The organism is Sphingopyxis sp. JAI128 (assembly GCF_014207235.1).
GTDB lineage: Bacteria > Pseudomonadota > Alphaproteobacteria > Sphingomonadales > Sphingomonadaceae > Sphingopyxis.
The window spans coordinates 279,690-302,313 of sequence record NZ_JACHDA010000004.1; the positions used below are offsets into that span (position 1 = coordinate 279,690).

The following is a 22,624-nucleotide window of genomic DNA, read 5'->3' on the forward strand; positions in this document are numbered from 1 at the left end:
AGCGATTCAACGCTGCGCCATCGATATGGGAGAGCCGGAATGAATTATCCTTCACATGCCAACCGCCGCCATTTTCTGGGGATGAGCTTTGCCGCGGGCGCGCTCATGGGCGCCGCTGGCATTGCGCGCGGCGCCGAAATATTTCCGGTCGTCGATACGGCGCAGGGCAAGCTTCGCGGGATGATGTCCGGCGGGATCGCAGTGTTCAAGGGCGTTCGCTATGGCGCGCCGACCGGCGGCCGCAACCGCTTCATGCCGCCGCAGCCAGTCGCGAAATGGGCGGGCATCCGTGACGCGCTTCATTATTCGGACGCGCCGCCTCAGGTCCCTGCCGATCGCCGTTTCGCTTATGCCGACCTGATCATGATGGACCTGCAACCCTCGGGTCCTGGCGAGGATAATCTGTCGATCAACCTGTGGACGCCCGCGCTGTCGGCGACGGCGAAAAAGCCGGTGATCGTCGTGCTGCACGGGGGCGGATTCTACGGGGGTTCGGGCAATTCGACCGGCATGGACGGCGAGCAGATGGCCCGCTTTTCCGATTCCGTCGTCATCTCGGTAACGCACCGGCTGGGTGCGTTCGGCTTCCTGCATCTCGCTGAAGCGGGCGGCGCCGATTTCGCCTCGTCGGGGTCGGTCGGGATGCAAGATATTGTCGCGGCGCTGGGCTGGGTGAAAGAGAATGTCGCCGAATTCGGCGGCGATCCTTCGCGCGTGCTGGTGTTTGGCCAGTCGGGCGGCGGCGCAAAGACGAGCACCCTGATGGCGATGCCGGCCGCGAAGGGACTGTTCCACCGCGCGGGCGTAATGAGCGGATCGGCGCTGCGCATGATGCCCGCCGAAATGGCGACCGCCAATGCCGCCCGTCTTATCAAGGCACTGGAGGTTGGGCCTAAGAACATCCGCAAGCTACAGGAAATCCCGTTTCAGACGCTGCTGGAGACCCAGGCCAAGCTGGAAGCCGCGGACCGCGCGCGCGGCGAGGCCCCCGGCGCTTTCGCGCCTGTGATCGACGGCATCGCCCTGCCGCGTCATCCCTTCGATCCCGATGCCCCCGAAGTGTCGCGCGACGTGCCGATGATCATTTCGACGGCGCTCGACGAGCGCGCCTATCGCATGATGAATTTCGGCATGACCGAAGATCAACTCACCGCCTTTGCAAAGGAACGCGCCGGCGACCGTGCGGCGGACCTTCTTGCGCTCTATCGCGGCGAGGATCCGAAGGCGAAGCCCTTCCTGCTGGCCGCGCGGATGGACAGCGATCGCTATTATCGCGTCGGCGCCTTTACCCAGGCGGAACTGAAGGCGAAGCAGGGCGGGGCTCCCGTCTGGTCCTATCTGTGGACTTGGCCGAGTCCTGCCTTTGGCGGCCGCTATGGCGCGGTTCACGGCATCGACGTGGCGCCCAGCCTGCACAATATTCGCGGCGCCCTTAACGGTCCCAGCGCCGACAGCCTCCAGATGGCCGATCGCATCGCATCGGTCTGGGCGAATTTTGCCGCCACGGGTAATCCCAATAATGCGCGCCTGCCCGAATGGCCGGCCTATGACACCACCCGGCGCGCGACGCTGATCCTCGATACCGAGATGCGGGTCGAAAGCGATCCGCGCGGCAAGCATCGCGAATTCTGGAAGAGCATCCCCGCCGCGCCGCGCCGGGGCGCCGAAGCGGAATAATCCTTTGCCCTGCGGCGACGGTCATCCGTCGCCGCAGGCTGTCTTTAAGCGAGCAGGGCGGGGCCGAGTGCGTCCCATGCCTCGGCGGTTTCCAGCGTCGCCTTGCCGAATCCCATCGTTGCCACGACCAGCCTTTGTTCGGGCAGGACGAAGCAATATTGGCCGCGCGCCCCGGCCGCGAAAAACATGGATTTGGGCGCATTGGCGACGCGCCCTTCGTGGTTCAGAATCCACAGATAGCCATAAGAGGGATTGCGCTCGGACGGCGAAATCGCTTCGCGAATATAATTTGCGTCAATGAACGGATCGCCGTCCCAGCGCCCCCCGTTAAGGTAGAGCTGGCCCAGCCGCGCCAAGTCGCGGCATGAAATCAGCATCGAACCGCCGATGCGGATATCGCGGTTGGAATCGATCCCTTCGGGTTGATAATCGGTGTGGCGGCAACCCAGCGGAGCCAGCACTTCGCGCATCATATAATCATAGCTTGGCGTGCCCGTCGCGGCCGAGATGATTTCGGCCAGATGGTCCGCGGCCGCGCCGTCATAGAAAAAGCGGCTGCCGGGGGCGATGGAAACGCCATAGCCAGCGGGCGCACCGCGCTCCTCGCTATGCCCCGCGGAACGGCGATATTCGTCCGGGGTTCCCGGCGGGCTGCTGTCGTCGAGACGCCGGGGCGGCTTCGAACTGGGCTTGGTGACGAGCGAGCCGCCGCTGCTCATCGTCAGCAGATGCCGGATGGTCGTGTCGGGATGGAGCCCGGTCCGTTCGGCGGGGACATATTTCGTCGCAAGGTTCCCGACTGACAGATGCCCCTGAGTCACCGCGCGGCCCACCATCGTCGATCCCCAGCTCTTGCCGGAGGAAAAGGACACGTTGCGCCACGTCGGTTCGGCGCGGTGATAGTCGTTCGCCCAATAACGTTCGAACAGCAGCCTGCCGTCGCGGATGATGACCAGACCCTGCCGCTCGCCCTCGGCCGCCAGGCGCGTCGCCGCGACGTCGAGCTTTGCGGGATCAAGGCCGAAGTCGGCCGGATTGCCCTGGGGCCAGTCGCCCGCAGCCATCGAACGCGAAGATGTAGCACGCGAGGACAGCGCGCGCGAAGAGGCGCAACCTGCCAGCGGAACCATTGATGCGAGCGCGATGCCGCCGAGCAGCGAGCGGCGCGACAGATCGCCGGTCATTCGGCGAGTCCCCGATAGCGCCCGGCCGTGCCCTGCGTCGTTTCGAACTGATCCATGAACATTCTTTCCTCCTGCCAGGGGTCTGCTTCCGCTCGCGGCGGCACGTCGAAGATCATCGTGGTGCGCTTCTCCAGATCATAGGGCGTCCAATGGGGGATTGGGGGATTGTCGGGATTGCCGCTGCGCGCAAAGGCGATCCAACTGTTCGCCATCGCGTCGGTCATCGCCCGCGTGGCGTCGGTGGGTGGTCCTGCCAGCCGCGCCCCCGCCGCGACATTGTCAAAAACGAACGGCAGGTCGAGCGAGTGGGGCGTGATGCGGCGTCCGCCTTCGGCCGGGGAGCGCCACGCGAGCTTGTAGAGCCAGGTCGGTCCCGCCGCCGGTGCGCGTGTCCGGGCTTCGGCCATCAATGTCGCGTCGCGGCCGTAAGCGCGCGCCGAGGCGATGGCGAAGAAAATTTCCGGCGCCGGCGCATCGGGGTTCGCCTTGCGGAAAATGTCGATCGCGGCCGCCGCCTTGTCGTGCCCGACGAAGCGTCCGATCGCCGCGGGAAGCAGGGCTTCTGGAAGGTCATAGAGCCGCGGTTCCGCCGCGCCGAGTTGCGCCGACAATTCGGTGCGCGTCGATCCCAGCATCATCGGCTTGGCGGCGCTCCAGCGCGGGGCGGCGGGAAGAAACGGCTGTTCGGTGAACGTGATCCCGTCGAGCACGGGTTCGAAGCGATAGCCCGCTTCGCCAATCGCCTCGCGCTGCGCCGCGATCAATTCCTCGACCGGAACCGAAAGCAGCTTTTCCGCCGCGCCGTCCGCATAGCCGAGCTTGGCGAGAAGCAGCCCCGTGAGCCGGTCGGCCTGCTCGGGCGTCTGAACGAGCAGGTGCGATCCGCTCTGGACGATGCCGCGGGCAAAAAGCCCTTCCGCCGCGGGCGAGGCGTAGCTGAGACTCACCTTTCGCCCGCCGCCCGATTGACCGAAGATGGTGACATTCTCGGGGTCGCCGCCAAAGGCCGCGATATTCTGCTTCACCCACCGCATCGCCGCGAGCAGGTCGAGGAAGCCGACATTGCCCGATACCGCATAATCGCTCCCCAACCGCTGGGCCAGGTGGCAATGGCCGAAAACATTAAGCCGGTGGTTGATCGTGGCGACGACGACATCGCCGCGCCGCGCCAGATTGGTGCCGTCATACAGCTGCGCCGAACCCGACCCGGCCTCGAACCCTCCGCCGTGGAGCCACAGCATCACCGGACGCCGACCCGCGTCGGCGCGCGGCGTCCAGATGTTGATCCGCAGGCAATCCTCGCTCATCGGGCCGGGATCGGCGAGCATGGAGCGCACCTGCGGCGCTTGGTCGCCATAGGTTGTGGCGTCGAAAACGCCGTCCCACGACAGGGGCGGGCGCGGCGCGCGGAATCGGCCGGCTCCGGCGGTGCTCGCGCCATAGCGCAGCCCCTTGAAGATGGTGACGCCTTCGGACTCGGAGCCTTGGACGATGCCCTGCGCGGTCGTGACGCGCGCGGCGCTGGCGGTGAGGGCGGATGCTATTCGGGGGATGAGCAGGGTCGAACCCGCGCCTAAAAGCAGCATTCGGCGCGACGGGCGCATCTCTTCTATCATCATGATATCTCTCCCCAAAATTTGGCGCGGCCTGTTTTTATGGCCGCATTTTGGGGAAATCCTATCGGACCGCAAGCCGATGTGCAACTTACAAACAATCTTGACTGTTCTTAATATCTCTCGCACATCGCAATCACGGAGCCCCTGGAGAGGCGTCCGGAAAACAGGGAGAGATGGGATGACGGGTTATCGCGCCTTATTGCTTTGCAGCGCTTGCATGGGAGTGGCCGTGCATCCGGCCTGGGCCCAGGAAATCGTCCCCGAGGTTCAGGGGACCGAGGCGGTCAGCGACGAAGCGATCGTCGTGACCGGATCGCGCATCGCGCGCCGCGACTTCACCGCCGAAAGCCCGATCACCACGATCAGCGAGGAATTCATCGAGGATTCGGGGCCCGCGACGATCGAACAGTCGCTGAATGCGCTTCCTCAGTTCCAGGCAACGCAAAATGGCCAGACGTCGGCCGTGGGCGGCTCGGGCGCAGGCTCGTCGGGCGGCCGCGCCAACGCCAACCTTCGCGGCCTGGGGGCCGCACGCACGCTTGTTCTGTTCGATGGCCGGCGGCTCCAGCCCTCCGATACGTCGGGGGCGATCGACCTTAACACCATCGCGCCCGCCCTCATCTCGCGCGTCGAGGTCATCACCGGCGGCGCTTCGGCGGTCTATGGGTCCGACGCGATCGCCGGGGTCGTCAATTTCAAGTTCAACGACCGTTTCCGCGGGCTCGAATTGCAGGCCGACGCCGGAATATCCGACCTGGGCGATGCTGCGACCTACGGCGGATCGGTGACCTGGGGCGGCGGTTTCGCCGACGACCGGGCGCGGCTCTTCCTGTCGGCATCCTATCTTCAGCGCGACACGGCGTCGCAAAACGCCCGCCGCTTCTTCGACAATGAAAACGGTACGTCCACACCGACCAGCGGCCTGATCATCCAGGTCGGCGCGAACCCGTTCGGCTTCGGGTCGCCGGCCAATGTCGCCGCCTATCGCAGCCTGTTTCGCGACAGCTATGGTACTGCGCTTCCGCCGACGTCGAGCAGCTTCCTTCTGAACTCCGACCGCACGCTTATCGGCCGCACGGGGGCGATCAACCTGCGTGACAGGGCCAGCACCGGCTATCTGGTGTCGGATAATGTCGTGCGACAGCGATCGCTTCTCGATTCGACGGTGCAATTGCCGCTCAAGCGCTATACCGGCTTCGCCCGCGGCGAATTCGACATTTCGGATGGCGTCACCGCCTATGCGCAGGTCAATTACGCGACCTACAAGGCCGAACAGCAGGCGAGCGTCGGCGTGACCCAGTCGGTGGTGCAGCCGATCATGATCCGCGCCGACAATCCGTTTATCACGGGCGATTTGCGCACCCTCGTCAACGCGCGCCCCAATCCCAACGCGCCGATCACCTATTATTTCAATGGCGGCCGGATCGGGCGCCTGCGCGTCGAGGAAGATTATGACGTCTATCAGCTGCTCGGCGGGTTCAAGGGCTCGCTCGGCGGATCGCTGCGCTATGACATCTATGCCAGCTATGGCGAGACCGATCAGGGATCGACGTCGCATAATCAGGTCAGCCGGTCGCGCTTCAACGCGGTCGTGAACGCCGCTGACGGCGGCGCCAGCCTCTGCGCCGGCGGCTATGATCCGTTCGGCTTTTCCGACACATCGAAATCCTGTCAGGATTATCTGACCTTCAGCACCACCAACCGCTATCATTATAGCCAGACGGTGCTGCAGGGGAATCTGACCGGCGAATTGTTCGACCTGCCGGGCGGCGCGGCGGGCTTTGCCGTGGGCGCTGAATATCGCAAGAACAGCTACACCGCCGATATAGATCCGCGCAACAGCCCGACGCCGACGGCGACCCCCGGCGTGACGACCGCACCCGAAGCGCTCGGCACCGCGGGTGCACTGTCGTCGGGCGGCTCGATATCGGTGAAGGAAATTTATGGCGAACTGCTGTTCCCCATCCTTAGCGACCGACCGTTTTTCGAGCAGCTCGATGTCAACCTCGCCTATCGCTATTCGGATTACGACCGGATCGGCGGCGTTCACACCTACAAGGCGAGCGCCAACTGGTCGCCGGTACGCGGGCTAAGCATCCGCGGCGGCTATTCGCGCGCGATCCGGGCGCCAAGCCTCGGCGATCTCTTCTCGCCGAAATCGGGCGCGACTGGCGTGATCGGTCTCGCCTCGGCGGGCGGCGGTGATCCGTGCGACGTCAATGGTCGCGCCCGAAAGGGCGAGATCGAAGGCGTGGATCCGGCGCAGGTGCGCGCATTGTGTATTGCGCAAGGCGTGCCGGCCAACCTCGTCGATGGTTACAGCTATTCGGGCTCGGCGAACGCCGCCTTCCGTGTCGGCAATCCTGACCTGAAAGAGGAAACCGCGGACAGCTACACCATCGGTGCGGTGTTCCAGCCGGACTTCATGCGCCCGGCATTCCGCAATTTCTCCGTCTCGGTCGATTATTACACGATCAGCGTCGATGACGCGATCGGCTATGTCACCAGCCCGATCGCGCTCCAGCAATGCTTCAACTTCACCGGCGAGAATGCCGGCTATGATGCGAATAATTTCTATTGCGGGCTGGTTCAGCGCGATGCGTCGGGTATCCTCGCTTCGATCGACGAACCCTTGTTCAATCTTGCCAAATACAAGGTGTCGGGCCTCGACTTCCAACTCGACGCCGCGATCGACGTCCGGGGCTTCGGCACGCTTTCGTTCAATAGCGCAGTGACTTATGTCCTCGACTACAAGATCCAGTCGGTCGCGACGGAGCCCACCTATGATTATGCCGGGACGATTGGCAATGCGCAGATCGATGGATTTTCGTCGACACACCCCGCATGGAAACATGTGACGACGCTTGGTCTGTCGGGCGACACCGGTTCTCTGTCGCTTCGCTGGCGTTATCTCGGCAAGATGAGCAACTCTTCGAATGTCGCGACCCCGGACGGCACCGCGAGCGGCGTGCCCGCGGTTAGCTATTTCGACCTGATCGGGCGGCTCAAGGTGAATGAGGGCTTCGAGCTCCGCGGCGGCGTCACGAATCTCACCGACAAGCAGCCACCTGAATTCGGCGGACCGTCGGTTACCCCGACATCGACCTACGACGTGATCGGCCGACGCTATTTCATCGGCGCAACAGCGCGCTTTTGATGGAAAGGGGGGGGGCGGGAGGCGGCGTGTTCAACGCTTTGATCGAACGTCGCGCTGTGGCATGGAATGACGATGTTGGACACACCGAACGCTTCCCGAACCCAAGAGGGTGATAAGGCTCAGCCTCGCCGCCGTCGCAGCCAGGCGGAACGCACGGAAGAGACACGCCGCCGCGCGATCGATGCGGCTATCCGATGCCTGTCGCGCGACGGCTATACCGCGACGACCACCATCCGCGTGGCCGAAGAGGCGAAGATCAGCCGCGGCGGCATGCTGCACCATTTCCCAACCAAAACCGACCTGATCGTTGCCGTGGCCGAAGATGTCAGCCGCCGCCTCCACGAACAGCGCAAGGCCCGGCTGATGGAGGTTCAGAGCGGCATCGAACGCTTTCGCGCATTGACGGGGGCAACGTGGGAAACCTCGCAGGGAGCCGAGGAAATGACGCTGCTCGAAATCATGATGGCATCGCGCGGGGACGCTGAACTGGCAGGCCGCCTTCCCGATGTCGCGCAGCGTCTCGACGATTATCAATATGACGGCACGCTACGCATCGCCAAGTCCGCCGGCATTACCACCGAGCCGCTCGTCAAGGCGATGCACACACTCCACCAGGCCGCGATGCGCGGACTGGCGATCGAGCTGCTTTTTGCAAAGGACAGAGCGGACGTCGAGGCCGCGTATGACTTACTTCGGTGGTACAAGGATCGGGTGATCGAGCGAATGCAGGCGGAGTCCGCCGGTTAGGCGCTCGCGGCAGCGCTTCGACACGCCTTGCATGCAGATGTTCGAGGAGCCGAGGGCCGGGGCCCCGACCGCGCTCTGCGTGGGGCGTCGAAGAACATTGAGACGTTCCGGGCGTCAGAGCTTCGCTCCGTTTAAGCTGTCAGTCTCCTCGCGGCCACCCTCGTTAATCCCTTTTCGCCATTTCGCGCGCCAGCGATAAGAATGCGGAAAGGCCGGCTGAAGGGTGACGCCTCCCTGGGTAATATAGGCAAAGCCCGGGGAAGGGCGGCGTCCAGTCTTCGAGCAGGCGGACCAGCCTGCCTTCCTTGATATCGGCGATAACATCCTGTTCGAAAAAGAAACCAATGCCGAGGCCTGCCCGGACGGCGGCGCGCGATAACGGAAGATCATCGAAGGTCATGTGACCGCTCACCTCGACCTGGGCCGTGTCGCCGTCCTTCTCGAAATGCCAGCGGTAGAGCGAACCATCGGGGAGGCGGACGCGTATGCAGGCGTGGCTGAGCAAATCGGTCGGCACCAGCGGTCGCGATCGTGCCGCCAGATAGGAGGGCGAGGCGACTACGGCAAAGCGCTGGTGCTCGCCGAGCGAAAGCGCGATCATCTCGGATGGCACCAGTGACGCGACGCGAACACCGAGGTCGAAGCCTTCGGCAACGATGTCGCGCAACTGTCCTTCAGTCACCAGATCGAGATGCATGTCCGGATAGCGGCGGGAATATTCCAGAAGAAGATTCGTGAAGACGGGCGAGCGGGCGGCGAAGGGCGGGGCGTTGATGCGCAGTGTGCCTGCTGGCGTTGCGCGGCGTTCGCGGACGATTTCGATGGTTTCGCGTACATCCTGAAGCGAGGGGCCGATGCGGTCGACGAAGACCCGTCCCGCGTCGGTCAATGCGACGCTTCGCGTCGTACGGTTGAACAGGCGCACGCCCAGCTCGGCTTCGATCCGCGCGATCATGTGGCTGAGCGCGGTCGTTGACATCCCGAGATCGATGGCTGCCTGCCTGAAGGATGCGCGCCGCGCGACAGCCAGCACAGCGTCGAAATCTCGCAGCGCCAATCGTGACATTATCCCGGATCCTTCATTGCCTCATCCACGATTGACCCACTTCTTAGAATAGTGGCCGATCCCTAATATCGAGGCAAGCCAAACCGAAGGAGACACGTCATGCGGACCAGTGCCCACGCCGATCAGGGCAGCGACGCCGACGCGCTCGTCAGGTCGTTACCCAAACCCGTCGCCGACTATATCCAGGCCAACGCGCGTCTGGATGTAGACGGCATGCTGAAACCCTTCGCGTCCGATGCGGTTCTTTATGACATCGGGCGCCGCTATGAGGGCCACGCCGAACTTAGAAATTTGTTCGAAAAGGAAGTCGTGGCCGTGAAGGCGATCTTCACGCCGGAACGTGTCCGCTGGGAACAGGTCAAGCTCGTGCTCGAAGGACCTGCCCATGGTGACTTCAAGGGAAGCCCGATCCGTTTCATTTATGGCTTCACGCTCGAAAACGACGCCATCAGGACGCTGGAGATCACGCTATGAGCATCCAGGCTGATCCATCCGAGTTTATGGGCAAGCGCGTGGTCGTCAGTGGCGGCACCAAGGGGCTTGGCCGCGCGACCGTTGATCGCTTCCTAGCGGGCGGCGCGCAGGTGGTCACAGCCGCCCGCGGAAACCCCGAGCCCATCGGCGGTGTCGAGTTCGTCCGGGCGGACCTCGCGACGGCCGAGGGGGGAGAAATGCTGGCGGCAGCGGCGCTCGCGCGCATGGGCGGCGTCGATATCCTCGCCCATGTGATCGGAGGCTCGTCCTCTCCGGGAGGAGGCTTTGCCGCCCTGGCGGACGAGCACTGGCTCGCCGAGCTGAATCTGAACCTTATGGCTACCGTCCGCCTCGACCGCCTCCTCGTTCCGCAGATGATTGAGCGTGGCTCGGGCGCGGTGGTGCACGTCACGTCCATCCAGTCGATCCTGCCCCTTCCCGAATCGACCACCGCCTATGCCGCCGCCAAGGCCGCGCTCCGGACATACAGCAAGTCGATTTCGAAGGAGCTCGGGCCGAAGGGCGTGCGGGTCAACAGCGTCTCCCCCGGCTGGATCATGACAGAGGCGTCCGTTCGCATGCTCGAGCGTTTGCGGGCTGCCAATGGCGGCACGATCGAGGATGCGCGGCAAGTTGTACTCGATGGGCTGGGCGGGATACCGATCGGGCGTCCGGCGGAGCCCCATGAGGTCGCCGATCTCATCGCCTATCTGGCGTCCGATCGCGCAGCTGCGATCCACGGCGCCGAGTTCGTGATCGACGGCGGCACCGTCCGAACCATCTGAGGTCTCTACCCCGATGTTCGCAATTCGTTGCGGGCGGCGGGAAACCGCGAGCTTCGGTCACGAGTGGAATCAACCGGAAGTTCAATCGTTTTAATTCGCCCGGATGAACTTACTCGACGACTATGTTCGCGCGCTGATTGCATTTCCTGTTAGTCTTGGCCCAAGGAACAAGTTTAAACGGGCGATGCGGCGAACGACCGCTATGGGACGCTTGCAAAGCAAAAGCGACCGATCCGTAAACCGGCCATAAGAGGGAATAGTCTTTTAGTGGTCCGCGCGACCGCTCTGGACAACCGAGTCGAAGTTCATCAATGAGATGATATCATATATCGTGATTCGGCCGCTCGGAAGGTGGGCGGAGCGAAGTTGGCTGATGGGGGAATGAATGTTTCGGGGTTTCTTGCTTGCCGGCGCCGCGCTCGGCGCACCGGCGGCCGCTTTTGCGCAGTCGGAGGCTGACGCGGAGATTGTCGTGCTCGGCACACGCGAACAGGGATATCGGGCAACGGTCGCACCCCAGACGAACAAGTCCGACACGCCGATCAAGGAGACGCCCTATTCGGTGCAGGTCGTCACGCGCGAGCTGATCCGTGACCGCGGCATTACCACGATCGGCGAGGCGCTGCGCTATGTGCCGGGGTTCAGCCCGCAGGTGGGTTTCGGGGCGAGCAACGACCGTTTCTATGTTCGCGGCTTCATCACACCCTATAATCTGAAAAACGGGCTGCGCCGCTCCGCCTACGCGCCCGACGAGCAGCTTCAGAATCTCGAACAGGTCGAGGTGCTGAAGGGCCCCGCTTCGGCTCTTTACGGCCGCTTCGAGCCCGGCGGCGTGGTCAACTTCGTGACCAAGAAGCCGCTCGACGAGCCCTTCGCCGAGGTCAGCGCGCTCTATGGTTCGTTCGATCAGCTGCGGCTGACGGGCGATTTTTCGGTCCCGCTGTCCGACACGGTGGGTCTTCGCGTCAACGTCTCGCACGACGACCGCGACGGCTTTCGCGATTTCACCTTTTCGCGCGACACCTTCGTCGCTCCGGTGCTGCAATGGAAGCCTTCGACCGCGACCAACCGGGGCTTCGCCAACGATCCGCTGTTCCTCGAAGCGCCGCGCGAGCGGCAGTTCGGGGAGGAGGATGCGCGCTACACAAACAAGGGCGGCGTCGCGAGCCTGTTCGTTGATCATCGCTTCTCCGATGCACTCTCGGGTCGCCTTGCCTTCGGCTATTCGGACTTTACCAAGGACAGCTATTATTACGCCTTCGGCTTTCCGCCGGTCAGCCGCGCCGATCCAGCCGATCCGAAGGTCAATCGCCGCACCAGTCTTGCCTATGACCGGCAGACCGATCTGACCGCGCAGGGCGAGCTAAATGCACGGTTCACGACCGGCGCCGTCGAGCACAAGGCGCTTGTCGGCGTCGAATATGGCTATGATCATTGGCGGTTCGATGTCCGCAACCCGCCTTTCGGCGTCAACATCCCGATCGACTTCGATAACCCGGTCTATGGACAGCGCGCCGATCCCACGGTGCTCGTTTCCGACGGCGTATGGAACAGCGATTCCGCCGCCATCTATGCGCAGGACGAGCTGAAGCTCGGCAATTGGCGCCTCCTCGTCGGCGGACGCTACGACTGGAACGAACTTCGCAATCGCGATTATCTGGCCGGAACGGGCGAGGGGGAGACGAAGCGCGGGGCGTTCTCGCCGCGCGCCGGCCTCACCTGGACGCCCGTGCCCGCGCTCTCACTCTACGGAAGCTGGGCGCGCTCGTTCCGCGCGCAGGTCGACGTCGGCCGCCTTCGCGACGGTTCGCTGCCCAAGCCGCTTATCGGGGAAAGCTGGGAGGTCGGCGCCAAGGCCGAGCTGTTCGGCGGCAAGCTGACGCCGACGCTCGCCCTCTTCGACATCACCCGCCGCAACGTCGCGGTCTCCGATCCGGTCGATTTCGATCTCGTGATCCAGATCGGCAAGTCGCGCTCGCGCGGTGTGGAGGTCGAAGTCCCCGCCGTCCTGACGCCGCAGTGGCGGCTCATCGCGAACTACACTTGGCTCGATGCAAAGATTCTCGAGGACAGCTTCGCGACGCCGGGCGCGCGGCTAGTCAACGCGCCGCGGCACTCGGCGAGCCTCTGGACGACCTATGATTTCGCTGGCGCCCTCAAGGGCGCAAGCGCTGGCTTCGGGATCCAGCATATCGGGAGCCGCGCAGGCAACACCGACAATAGTATCCTGCTGCCCGCCTACACGCGCGTCGATGCAAATCTCGCCTATGAATTCGACGCCGGGTTCGGGCCGCTCCGCGCGCAGCTCAATGTGCTCAACCTCTTCGACAAATTCTATTATGACAGCGGCGGCGCCTTCATTCCGCTCTATCCCGGCGCGCCGCGCACCGTCACGGCGAGCCTCTCCTACCGCTTCGGCGGCGGCCGGTGAGGCTAGTTCTCCTCGTGCTCGGGTCGCTCGCGACGCTCGCCGCCTGCGCGCCGATCCCGATGCGCGAGCCCACCGCGCGCGGCGCGGTCGCGGTCGGGGCGCATCCCGCCGCCAATCTCACGGCAGGCTGCGTTGCCGATTATCGAGCGGGTACCGACTATTTTCCTGACAAGGCGACCTTCCGCCATTCGGCCCAGCTCAAGGTCGAATATCACGGCAACTGGAAACGCGTGACCTTCACGCCCTCGGTCGACACGCGTGAGGTGCTGCGCCTCGTCCTCGTCCAGTGCGGAACGCCAGTGCCGGAGCTCGGCCCGCGCGACACGCTTGTCGAAATACCCGTGCGCGATTTCGCGACCGCCAATGTGTCGCTGCTCGGCGCGTCCGAACTGCTCGGTATCGACGACCGGCTGAAGGGCGTTCCGACGCGCAACGTCTCGATTCCGGCGATCGCTGCGCGGATCGAAAGAGGGGAGACAATCCCGATCTATGCCGCGCAGCATGGCAATGGCGAACAGGCGGCGGCGCTCGGCGCCGACCTCTTCTTCACCTTCTATTCGGCCTATCCCGACGCCAATATCCACCCGCTGCTGAAACGCCTTGGCGTCGTCTCGGCGCCGCAGTCGGACCATACCGAACCGACCCCGCTTGGGCGCGCCGAGTGGCTCAAATATCTCGCGCTCTTCTTCAATCTCGAGAAGCGCGCCAACCAGCTGTTTGACGCGCGCGCGGCGCGTTATGCGCAACTGCAAGCGCTCGCGGCCCATGTCGAGGCGCGGCCGCTCGTCCAACTCGGCTATCCCGAGAGCCGCGACGAGTGGAGCCAGGCGGGCGGGCGCAACCAGCTCTATCGCATGATCGAGGATGCCGGCGGCCGCCATGCCTGGCACGACAATCCTGTCGCGGGTAGCCTCACTTACGCTCCGATGGAGAAGCTGTTCGACCGGGCCGCGAGCGCGGACGTGTGGCTCGGCAATTTCATGCCGGGGGCGGTCGACATGGCGACGCTGCGCCGCGATCATCCACGTCTCGCATGGCTTCGCGCCGTGCGCGGCGGGCGCGTTTACTGGTTCGACGCCGGCAAGGTCGGGCCGTTCGCGAACAGCTGGTCGGACCAGGGCATGACCGAGCCGCAGGATGCGCTCGCCGAAATGATCGCCATTCTCCATCCCGAATTGGGCGCGGCGCCGCCGCGTCAGCGCTTCATTCGCAAAATCCCCGGAGGCCCGGCATGATCAGGCCGTTTCCTTTCACGCTCGTCATAGCCGGGCTCATCGCCGCGCTTTTCCTCGCCGAGCTGGCGCTTGGCGTCGTCGATATTCCGATCGATGCGATCGCTGCAAGCCTGACCGGCGGCAGCATCGCGCAGGAAGGCTGGGGCCATATCGTCCGCGAATATCGCCTGCCGCGCGCGCTCGCCGCGCTCGTCGGCGGGGCGAGCCTCGGCGCGTGCGGACTGATGCTCCAGACGCTGTTCCGCAATCCGCTCGCCGATCCCTTCGTTCTCGGTATCGCGCATGGCGCCCGCTTCGGCGTGGCGCTGCTCGTCGTCGCCACCGGGCTGGCCGGCCCGGCTTTTGCCGAAAGTTACGGTCTCGTCGGCGACGTCGGTCTAGCCGTCGCGGCGTCGGCGGGGACGATCCTCGTCATGGGCCTGCTCACCTTGCTCGCGCGCCGCGTCGACAATGTCACGCTGCTGCTCTCCGGTCTCATGCTCGGCTATATCGCGGCAGGGCTGATCAGTCTCTCGCTCCACCTTATCGATGAAACGCAGGCTTCGGCTTTCAAGGGCTGGGACGATGCGAGCTTCGCCGGGGTAACCTGGGCGCAGCATGTCATCCTGCTTCCGGCCTGCGGCCTGGGCCTCCTTCTGCTGATGGCGCTCGCCAAACCGCTCAACATCCTCATGCTCGGCGACACCTATGCGCAGAGCCTCGGCGTGCCATTGAAGGCGCTGCGCTATGCCTGTTTCGGCGTCGTGGCGCTGCTCGTCGGGACCGTCACCGCCTTTTGCGGCGCCATCAATTTCCTCGGCCTGATCGCCGGCCACGCCGCGCGCGGGGTGCTGCAGACCGAGGATCACCGGATCTTGCTGCCGGCGGCGGCGCTGGCCGGCGGCGCGCTGGCGCTCGCGACCGATCTCATCACCCACCTCCCCTGGGCGCGCCACCTTCTTCACCTCAATGCAGTCAACGGCCTGATCGGCGGCCCGATCGTGCTCTGGGTCCTCCTCAGGCGCCACGCGCTGTTCGGAGCCACGGCATGAGCGCGGTCCTTTCCACCGAGGAGCTTGCGATCGGCTATCCCGGCCGCCTCGTGGCCGACCGGCTGTCGCTCGATCTCCATCCGGGCGATGTGGTCGCGCTGGTCGGACCGAACGGGACGGGCAAGACGACCCTGCTGCGCACGCTCGCCGGTCTTCTCGCGCCGCTGGCCGGGTCGATCCGGCTCGGTGGCGATCCGCTGGCCGGTCTTTCGGCGCGCGAGAAGGCACAGCGGCTCGGCGTTGTCCTGACCGAGCGACCGCAGACGGGCTATCTGACCGGGTTCGAACTCGCGGCAGCGGGCCGATATCCCCACACGGGCTGGCAGGGGCGGCTGGCGGACGAAGATATCGCGATTATCGACGAGGCGCTTGCGCTCGTTGGCGCCGCGGCGTTTCGCGACCGCGCTGTCGCGAGCCTTTCCGACGGCGAGCGGCAGCGCGTCATGGTCGCGCGTGCGCTCGCTCAGCAGCCGCGCCTCTTGCTCCTCGACGAGGTTACCTCCTTTCTCGACGTGCCGCGCCGCGTCGCCTTCTTCGCGCTGCTCGGCGAGCTGGCGGAGCAGAGAGGCTATGCGATCGTCATCTCGACGCATGAACTCGAGCTTGCCCTGCGCTGTGCCAATCGGCTGTGGCTCTATGATGGCACGAAGTTGCTCGACGGTGCCCCTGAAGATCTGATCCTGTCAGGCGACTTCGCGCGCATATTTGCGGCCGATGGCGTGCGCTTCGACGAAGACGCCGGCCATTTCGAGCTGCGGCGCCCGGCGAGCCGGCGCGTTGCGCTGGAGGGCGATGGTGTTCGCGCCGCGTGGACGCGCCGTGCCCTCGAGCGCGGTGGATATGCGATCGACGCCGCCGCGCCTGTCCACGTCGCGGTCGACGGTGACGGTTGGTCGGTCGGCGCAGAGCGTGCGGCCACTATTGCAGCGATGCTAGAGATCGTGGAACGCTTATGACGCGGGGCGCCTCGGTGGGCTGGGGTTCGAAAACCTGACATTCGGGCGCGATGGCACCGTCGATGGCGCGCTCGAAGCCCCGCGCGTCGTCGGGCTGGAGATCGAACGGCGCGTCTGAGGCAGGCGCGCCAGCCGTCAGGCTTTCCTGAGGTCGCCTTTGCGCGCGTGGCGCCCAACACGCGACGAAGATGCGCGCATCCTCGTCCGGGGTTTCGGCTTGTGGTTCGGCCCCGACCCGGAATAGGGTCGACGACCGCCCCGTCGGAAAGGATCGTCATGGCTCATGGAACCGCTCGCATCGGCAAGGATCATTATCGCACCGAAATTGATGTAAGCGGCCATGCCTTGGTCGGCGACGAGGGGCCGGGGCTTGGTGGAAAGAATGCGGGGCCCGCGCCTTATGACTTCCTGCTCGCCGGCCTTGGCGCCTGTACCGCGATCACGCTGCGCATGTATGCGGACCGGAAGGGCTGGCCGCTCGAATCGGTTGAGGTGGGATTGCGGCTTGCCAACAAGGACGGCCTTCGTATCGACCGCGTGCTGACCATCGCCGGGCTCGACGACGAACAGATGGCCCGCCTCGCCGACATTGCCGAGCGGACGCCGGTGACGTTGACGCTGAAGGGCGGTCTGCCGATCGACACGCGGCTCGCCTGACCGGCGGCCACTGGACAAGTTGCGATCCACCACTTATATACCAGCCGTTATGGAAATAGACACCGCCTCCGCTGCCACGCCGCACAAGGGTCGTCCGCGCGAATTCTGCGTCGATGCGGCACTGGCGGCGGCGCTGCGGGTCTTCTGGTCGAAAGGCTATGAGGGCGCATCGATGGCCGACCTGACCGAAGCGATGGGGATCACCAAGCCCAGTCTTTACGCGGCGTTCGGCAACAAGGAAGCGCTCTTCAACAAGGCGCTCGACCTCTATGAGCGCGAGAAGATCGATTATATGCGCGCCGCGCTCGACGCGCCGACCGCGCGCGGCGTTGCCGAGCGGCTGATGTACGGCGCGCTCGACATGTACACCTGCCCCGAAAATCCGAACGGCTGCCTCGGCGTGATCACGTCGGTGGCGTGCGGAGCTGAGGCCGAGTGCATCCGCCAGGCCGTGCTCGAACGCGGCGCGGCGGCGAAGCGCGCGATGCTCGAACGTTTTGCGCGCGCGAAAGAGGAGGGCGACTTCCCGCCCGACACCGACGCGGAGGGTCTCGCCGCCTTCCTGACTGCGGTCAATCAGGGCATGTCGGTGCAGGCTGGTGCCGGCGCGACGCGCGCCGAGCTTCAGCGGCTGGTCGAAACCAGCCTGAAGCTGTGGCCGGGGCGCTGATAGAATTAATTTTACTGCTCGGTACAGAATGCGCTTGACGCAGCGCAACATGACTTATATACCATCCAGTATACAAAGAGGCTCTCCCCCGAGACCGGCCGCCGCATGACGCAGACCGTGCGGCGGCCGGAGCTTTCATCATCGATTCATTTCCCGGGAGCGGGCCTTGCCCCGGTCGGGCACCGGAAGGTGTTCGCCGGCAAGATATAAACAGGGACCCCGTGCGCGCATTGGATGCGTGAGGCGGGACGGGGCGGTCGTCCTCTCAGCAGGGGCGCTCCGGCAACAAGGACCATGTGTGACATCAGCCGGGAGCCTGCGCTTCCGGCATCGGCTGCCCGCGCCCCCTCTCCCTCTCCCCCGGAGCGCGGGCAGCCGATAGGAAAGAAAAGAAGAGGGCATTTCATGACCGTCCATACGCCGATCGAAAGACTCGACCCCGCCGACGCGAAGGTCCGCCGCGAACTCAAGACATTGCTCCATCCCGGGCGCGGGCGCCGCGCCGCGTGGATAGGCGCGTTCCTCGTGCTGATCGTCGGCGCCTGGTGGTTGCTGCGCGACGGTGCGCCGCAAGCCGCCGCCGCGCCCGCGCCCGTGCTCACCGTCGCCGTGCCCATCGCGCGCGACGTGACCTTGTGGGACGAATATATCGGCCGTTTCGAAGCGTCGAAGGCAGTCGAAGTGCGCCCGCGCGTTTCGGGCGCGATCACCGCGATCCATTTCACCGACGGCCAGATCGTCCGCAAGGGGCAGCCGCTCTTCACCATCGATCCGCGGCCCTATCGCGCGGCGCTCGCCGAGGCGCGGGCTTCGGCGGCGAGCGCGCGCAGCGACCTCGCGCTGGCAAAGCTCGAACTCGATCGCGCAAATCGCCTCGTCGATATCGAGGCGGTTTCGCAGAGCGAGATCGACCGGCTTCGCGCGCGGGTCAATGCCGCCAACGCGGCGCTGGCGGGCGCCGACGCGCGCATCGCGGCGCGCGCGCTCGACGTCGAATTCACTACCGTCCGCGCACCGCTCTCCGGCCGCATCTCGGACCGCCAGATCGACGCGGGCAATCTCGTGTCGGCGGGCGATGCCGGCGGCACGCTGCTGACCACGATCAATGCGCTCGACCCCGTCTACTTTACCTTCCAGGGGTCCGAGGCCTTGTTCCTGAAGACCAAGCGCGAAGGCGGCGACAAGGGTGCGGCGGTCGAAGTCCGCTTGCAGGACGAAAGCGACTATCGCTGGAAGGGCCAGCTCGATTTCACCGACAATGGCCTCGATCCGCGGTCGGGAACGATCCGCGCGCGTGCCAGCTTCCGCAACCCCGAGATGTTCCTGACCCCCGGCATGTTCGGCAACATGCGGCTGTCGACCGGCCGGACGACGCGCGCGCTGCTCGTTCCTGCTGCGGCCGTTCAGACCGATCAGGCACGCAAGATCGTCTACGTCGTCGGGAAGGACGGCATGGTCGCGGCAAAGCCGGTCGAAATCGGTCCCGACGTCGATGGACTGCGCGTCATCCGTTCGGGCCTCGCCCCGGCCGACCAGGTCGTCATCAACGGATATCAGTTCGCGCGGCCTGGCACCAAGGCGGTGACCAAGGTGGGCAAGATCGCCGCCGCCGCCGCGCCCGAAAAGGCTGCGGCAGGCCCGAACGAACCCCTGTCGGCGCAGGCGACCTTCGCGAAGTGACTTGTCTCCCTCCCGCTTGCGGGAGGGGGTAACCGGAACAGTTTTCAGACAGGGGCTCTCCCATGCGCCTATCACGCTTCTTCATCGACCGGCCGATCTTCGCTGCCGTGCTCGCCGTCATCATCACCATCGTCGGCGCGGTCGCCTATATCGGTCTGCCCGTCTCGCAATATCCAGACATCGTCCCGCCGACGGTCACGGTAACCGCAACCTATCCTGGCGCATCGGCCGAAACCGTCGCCGACACGGTGGCGGCGCCGATCGAGCAGGAAATCAACGGCGTCGACAATATGCTCTATATGAGCAGCCAGTCGACCGGCGACGGCGTCGTCACCATTACAGTGACCTTCAAGATCGGCACCGACCTCGACGCCGCGCAGGTGCTGGTGCAGAACCGCGTCGCGATCGCGACCCCGCGCCTGCCCGAAACGGTGCAGCGTCTCGGCGTCGTGACGCGCAAGACCTCGCCCGACTTCCTGATGGTCGTAAACCTCGTCTCGCCCGACAAGTCGCTCGATCGCGTCTATATCTCCAACTATGCGCTGACCCAGCTTCGCGATCGCCTCTCCCGCATCGACGGCGTCGGCGACGTGCGCCTGTTCGGCGCGCGCGACTATGCGATGCGCGTGTGGATCGATCCCGGCCGCGCCGCCGCACTCGACCTAACGGCGGGTGAGATCGTCGCCGCGCTCCGGCGTGAGAATGTGCAGGTCGCCGCGGGCACGCTCGGCCAGCCGCCCTATGCCAATGGCAGCGATTTCCAGCTGAGCGTCGAAACGCAGGGCCGCCTGACCGATCCCAAGGATTTCGCCAATATCGTCATTCGCAGCGATGCCGACGGGCGGCAGGTGCGCGTGTCGGATGTTGCGCGCGTCGAGCTGGGCGCGTCGGATTATAACAGCAACACCTATCTTTCGGGCGACCCGACGGTCATCATGGCGGTGTTCCAGCGCCCCGGTTCGAACGCGCTCGCCGCCGCCGAAGCGGTCGAGGCCGAAATGGCCTCATCGTCGAAGAATTTCCCCAAGGGACTGGAATATCGGGTCATCTACAACCCCACCGAATTCATCGCCCAGTCGATCGACGCGGTGATGGAAACGCTGATCGAGGCGGTGTTCCTCGTCGTCATCGTCATCCTGGTGTTCCTGCAGAAGTGGCGCGCGGCGATCATTCCGGTGCTCGCGATCCCGGTATCATTGATCGGGACCTTCGTGGTGCTCGCGGCGTTCGGCTACAGCCTCAACAATTTGTCGCTCTTCGGGCTCGTGCTCGCGATCGGCATCGTCGTCGACGATGCGATCGTCGTCGTCGAAAATGTCGAACGTAATCTCGAAAAAGGGATGAGCGCGCTCGAAGCCGCGCGCACGTCGATGGACGAGGTTTCGGGCGCGCTCGTCGCCATCGTGCTTGTACTCTGCGCGGTGTTCGTTCCGACCTTGTTCCTCACGGGTCTGTCGGGCGCCTTCTACCAGCAGTTCGCGGTGACGATCTCGACCGCGACAATCATCTCGCTGGTGCTGTCGCTCACGCTGTCGCCGGCGCTCGCCGCGATCCTGCTGAAGCCGCACGCCCCGGCGCAGGCCGACGGCTGGCTGATGGCGCGGGTCCACCGTGCGGGCGAACGCTTCAACGAGGCTTTCGAACGGCTCAGCAACGGTTACGCGCGGCTCACCGACCGGCTGGTGCGCGCACCGAAGAAGATGATGGTCACCTATGCGGGGCTCATCGCCGCGACCGCAGGCCTGTTCTGGGCGACGCCGACCGGCTTCATTCCGGCGCAGGACCAGGGCTATTTCCTCGTCGTCGCCAAGCTGCCCGCGGGTGCCTCGGTCGAGCGGACCGATGCGGTGCTCAAAAAGGTCGCATCGCGCGTGCTGCCGGTCGAGGGCGTCCTCGGTTCGGTGATGCTCGCGGGCTTCGACGGCCCTTCGCAAACGCTCGCGCCCAACTCGGCCGCCGCCTACTTCCCGCTCAAGTCGTTCGAGGAGCGCAAGAAACTCGGCGTCGATTTCGAGGACATCATGAACCAGGCGCGCGCGCGCACGGCCGATATCACCGAGGCGCAGATCGTGGTCATCCCGCCGCCGCTCATTCAGGGAATCGGTTCGGCGGGCGGTTACCGGATGATCCTGCAGGACCGCGGCGGGAACGGTTATGCGGCGCTGGCGAACGAGACGAACAATCTGATCGGCAAGGCAAACCAGACCCCTGGGCTTGCCAATGTCTTCACCTTCTTCGACCCGTCGAACCCGCGCGTCTATGCCGATATCGACCGCGCAAAGGCGAATATGCTCGGCGTCCCGCCCGAACGCGTGTTCGAAGCCTTGCAGGTCTATCTCGGCTCGGCCTTCGTCAACGACTTCAACCTGCTCGGCCGCACCTATCGCGTGACCGCACAGGCCGATGCGCCCTATCGCCAGACCGTTGCCGACATCGCGAACCTTCGCACGCGGTCGGACTCGGGCGCAATGGTGCCGATCGGGTCGGTCGCCAATTTCGAGGACCGCACGGGGCCGTATCGCGTTACGCGCTACAACCTCTTCCCCGCAGTCGAGATCGACGGCGATACCGCGCCGGGTTCATCGTCGGGCGCCTCGCTGACGACGATGGAAAAGCTTGCGGCAGATAACCTGCCCGCCGGCTACGGCACCGAATGGACGGGGATCGCCTTTCAGCAAAAGGCGGCGGCGAATACCGCGGGCATCGTCTTCGCGCTCGCGGTGGTCTTCGTCTTCCTCGTGCTCGCCGCGCAATATGAAAGCCTGATGCTGCCATTGGCGATCATCTTCATCGTGCCGATGTGTCTGCTCGCGGCGATGATCGGCGTGAATTTGCGCGGCATGGACAATAATGTGCTGACGCAGATCGGGCTCGTCGTACTCATCGCGCTCGCCGCGAAAAATGCGATCCTGATCGTCGAATTCGCCAAGCAGGCCGAAGAAGAAGATGGTCTGTCGCCGATCGACGCCGCGGTGCGCGCCGCGCGCGACCGCCTGCGCCCGATCCTGATGACCAGCTTCGCCTTCATCCTCGGCGCGGTGCCGCTGCTGATCGCCAGCGGGGCAGGGGCGGAGCTGCGCCAGGCGCTCGGCACCGCGGTCTTCTTCGGCATGCTCGGCGTAACGGCGTTCGGCCTCATCTTCACCCCGACCTTCTACGTCGTCGCGCGCGCTCTCAGCCAATGGTCGGCTGCGCGGCGCGCGCGGCGCGGGTCGGACGACCACGGGACCGGGCTGCCGGTTCCGGCGGAATAAGGAG

The 22,624-nt window shown here is 65.0% G+C and carries 16 protein-coding genes; 13 read left to right on the plus strand and 3 right to left on the minus strand.

Features of this window, described 5'->3' with window-relative positions; genetic code table 11:
- Window positions 1-39 precede the first annotated feature (39 nt).
- Window positions 40-1,677 (plus strand): carboxylesterase/lipase family protein, encoded by a 1,638-nt coding sequence (locus tag HDC35_RS12065; protein WP_260397693.1) that lies wholly within the window; start codon window positions 40-42, stop codon window positions 1,675-1,677.
- A 44-nt stretch (window positions 1,678-1,721) separates the two neighbouring features.
- On the opposite strand, the gene HDC35_RS12070 is transcribed toward HDC35_RS12065, so the two are convergent.
- Together HDC35_RS12070 and HDC35_RS12075 are read right to left on the minus strand one after the other, a co-directional pair.
- Window positions 1,722-2,861 (minus strand): serine hydrolase, encoded by a 1,140-nt coding sequence (locus tag HDC35_RS12070; protein WP_184647061.1) that lies wholly within the window; start codon window positions 2,859-2,861, stop codon window positions 1,722-1,724.
- Window positions 2,858-4,480: a carboxylesterase/lipase family protein gene (locus tag HDC35_RS12075; protein ID WP_184647063.1), complete on the minus strand. Its 1,623-nt coding sequence runs from the start codon at window positions 4,478-4,480 to the stop codon at window positions 2,858-2,860. The genes HDC35_RS12070 and HDC35_RS12075 overlap by 4 nt, the downstream gene beginning before the upstream one ends.
- 226 nt (window positions 4,481-4,706) lie before the next feature.
- Here HDC35_RS12075 and HDC35_RS12080 point away from each other — a divergent pair, with 226 nt between their 5' ends.
- Window positions 4,707-7,634 carry a TonB-dependent receptor domain-containing protein gene (locus HDC35_RS12080; RefSeq protein ID WP_184647065.1) on the plus strand — a complete coding sequence of 976 codons (2,928 nt, stop codon included), beginning with the start codon at window positions 4,707-4,709 and terminating at the stop codon, window positions 7,632-7,634.
- A gap of 72 nt (window positions 7,635-7,706) precedes the next feature.
- Window positions 7,707-8,381, plus strand: a complete 675-nt coding sequence (locus tag HDC35_RS12085) for a TetR/AcrR family transcriptional regulator (RefSeq protein ID WP_184647067.1) — start codon at window positions 7,707-7,709, stop codon at window positions 8,379-8,381.
- A 163-nt stretch (window positions 8,382-8,544) separates the two neighbouring features.
- Here HDC35_RS12085 and HDC35_RS12090 read toward each other — a convergent pair whose 3' ends face one another.
- Entirely contained in the window at window positions 8,545-9,447 is a 903-nt protein-coding gene (locus tag HDC35_RS12090) for a LysR family transcriptional regulator (protein WP_184647069.1), read from the minus strand.
- 99 nt (window positions 9,448-9,546) lie between these two features.
- On the opposite strand from HDC35_RS12090, the gene HDC35_RS12095 reads away from it, so the two are divergent.
- The 10 genes from HDC35_RS12095 to HDC35_RS12140 all read left to right on the plus strand — a co-directional run bounded on the left by HDC35_RS12095 (window position 9,547) and on the right by HDC35_RS12140 (window position 22,620).
- Entirely contained in the window at window positions 9,547-9,921 is a 375-nt protein-coding gene (locus HDC35_RS12095; protein ID WP_184647071.1) for a nuclear transport factor 2 family protein, read from the plus strand.
- On the plus strand, window positions 9,918-10,706 hold the full coding sequence (locus HDC35_RS12100) for an SDR family oxidoreductase (RefSeq protein WP_184647073.1): 789 nt from the start codon (window positions 9,918-9,920) through the stop codon (window positions 10,704-10,706). The genes HDC35_RS12095 and HDC35_RS12100 overlap by 4 nt, the downstream gene beginning before the upstream one ends.
- 385 nt (window positions 10,707-11,091) lie before the next feature.
- Entirely contained in the window at window positions 11,092-13,137 is a 2,046-nt protein-coding gene (locus HDC35_RS12105; RefSeq protein ID WP_184647075.1) for a TonB-dependent siderophore receptor, read from the plus strand.
- A complete protein-coding gene (locus HDC35_RS12110) occupies window positions 13,134-14,372 on the plus strand; it encodes an ABC transporter substrate-binding protein (RefSeq protein WP_184647078.1) in 1,239 nt (412 codons plus the stop codon). The genes HDC35_RS12105 and HDC35_RS12110 overlap by 4 nt, the downstream gene beginning before the upstream one ends.
- On the plus strand, window positions 14,369-15,403 hold the full coding sequence (locus HDC35_RS12115; RefSeq protein WP_184647080.1) for an iron ABC transporter permease: 1,035 nt from the start codon (window positions 14,369-14,371) through the stop codon (window positions 15,401-15,403). The genes HDC35_RS12110 and HDC35_RS12115 overlap by 4 nt, the downstream gene beginning before the upstream one ends.
- Entirely contained in the window at window positions 15,400-16,359 is a 960-nt protein-coding gene (locus HDC35_RS12120; RefSeq protein WP_184647082.1) for an ABC transporter ATP-binding protein, read from the plus strand. Before HDC35_RS12115 ends, HDC35_RS12120 begins: the two co-directional genes overlap by 4 nt.
- A gap of 276 nt (window positions 16,360-16,635) precedes the next feature.
- A complete protein-coding gene (locus tag HDC35_RS12125) occupies window positions 16,636-17,016 on the plus strand; it encodes an OsmC family protein (protein WP_184647084.1) in 381 nt (126 codons plus the stop codon).
- A gap of 49 nt (window positions 17,017-17,065) precedes the next feature.
- On the plus strand, window positions 17,066-17,686 hold the full coding sequence (locus tag HDC35_RS12130) for a TetR/AcrR family transcriptional regulator (protein WP_184647086.1): 621 nt from the start codon (window positions 17,066-17,068) through the stop codon (window positions 17,684-17,686).
- A gap of 405 nt (window positions 17,687-18,091) precedes the next feature.
- Window positions 18,092-19,366 carry an efflux RND transporter periplasmic adaptor subunit gene (locus HDC35_RS12135; protein ID WP_184647088.1) on the plus strand — a complete coding sequence of 425 codons (1,275 nt, stop codon included), beginning with the start codon at window positions 18,092-18,094 and terminating at the stop codon, window positions 19,364-19,366.
- Window positions 19,367-19,428: 62 nt separating this feature from the next.
- The gene (locus HDC35_RS12140) at window positions 19,429-22,620 is read left to right on the plus strand and encodes an efflux RND transporter permease subunit (RefSeq protein ID WP_184647090.1); all 3,192 of its coding nucleotides are present in this window, start codon (window positions 19,429-19,431) and stop codon (window positions 22,618-22,620) included.
- The last annotated feature ends 4 nt before the right edge of the window (window positions 22,621-22,624 follow it).

Bases quoted from the DNA above. Each gene is read 5' to 3' on its own strand.
- HDC35_RS12065 (WP_260397693.1), top strand. From the start codon at position 40: ATGAATTATCCTTCACATGCCAACCGCCGCCATTTTCTGGGGATGAGC.
- HDC35_RS12070 (WP_184647061.1), bottom strand. From the start codon at position 2,861: ATGACCGGCGATCTGTCGCGCCGCTCGCTGCTCGGCGGCATCGCGCTC.
- HDC35_RS12075 (WP_184647063.1), bottom strand. From the start codon at position 4,480: ATGATGATAGAAGAGATGCGCCCGTCGCGCCGAATGCTGCTTTTAGGC.
- HDC35_RS12085 (WP_184647067.1), top strand. From the start codon at position 7,707: ATGTTGGACACACCGAACGCTTCCCGAACCCAAGAGGGTGATAAGGCT.
- HDC35_RS12090 (WP_184647069.1), bottom strand. From the start codon at position 9,447: ATGTCACGATTGGCGCTGCGAGATTTCGACGCTGTGCTGGCTGTCGCG.
- HDC35_RS12095 (WP_184647071.1), top strand. From the start codon at position 9,547: ATGCGGACCAGTGCCCACGCCGATCAGGGCAGCGACGCCGACGCGCTC.
- HDC35_RS12100 (WP_184647073.1), top strand. From the start codon at position 9,918: ATGAGCATCCAGGCTGATCCATCCGAGTTTATGGGCAAGCGCGTGGTC.
- HDC35_RS12105 (WP_184647075.1), top strand. From the start codon at position 11,092: ATGTTTCGGGGTTTCTTGCTTGCCGGCGCCGCGCTCGGCGCACCGGCG.
- HDC35_RS12115 (WP_184647080.1), top strand. From the start codon at position 14,369: ATGATCAGGCCGTTTCCTTTCACGCTCGTCATAGCCGGGCTCATCGCC.
- HDC35_RS12120 (WP_184647082.1), top strand. From the start codon at position 15,400: ATGAGCGCGGTCCTTTCCACCGAGGAGCTTGCGATCGGCTATCCCGGC.
- HDC35_RS12125 (WP_184647084.1), top strand. From the start codon at position 16,636: ATGGCTCATGGAACCGCTCGCATCGGCAAGGATCATTATCGCACCGAA.
- HDC35_RS12130 (WP_184647086.1), top strand. From the start codon at position 17,066: ATGGAAATAGACACCGCCTCCGCTGCCACGCCGCACAAGGGTCGTCCG.
- HDC35_RS12135 (WP_184647088.1), top strand. From the start codon at position 18,092: ATGACCGTCCATACGCCGATCGAAAGACTCGACCCCGCCGACGCGAAG.
- HDC35_RS12140 (WP_184647090.1), top strand. From the start codon at position 19,429: ATGCGCCTATCACGCTTCTTCATCGACCGGCCGATCTTCGCTGCCGTG.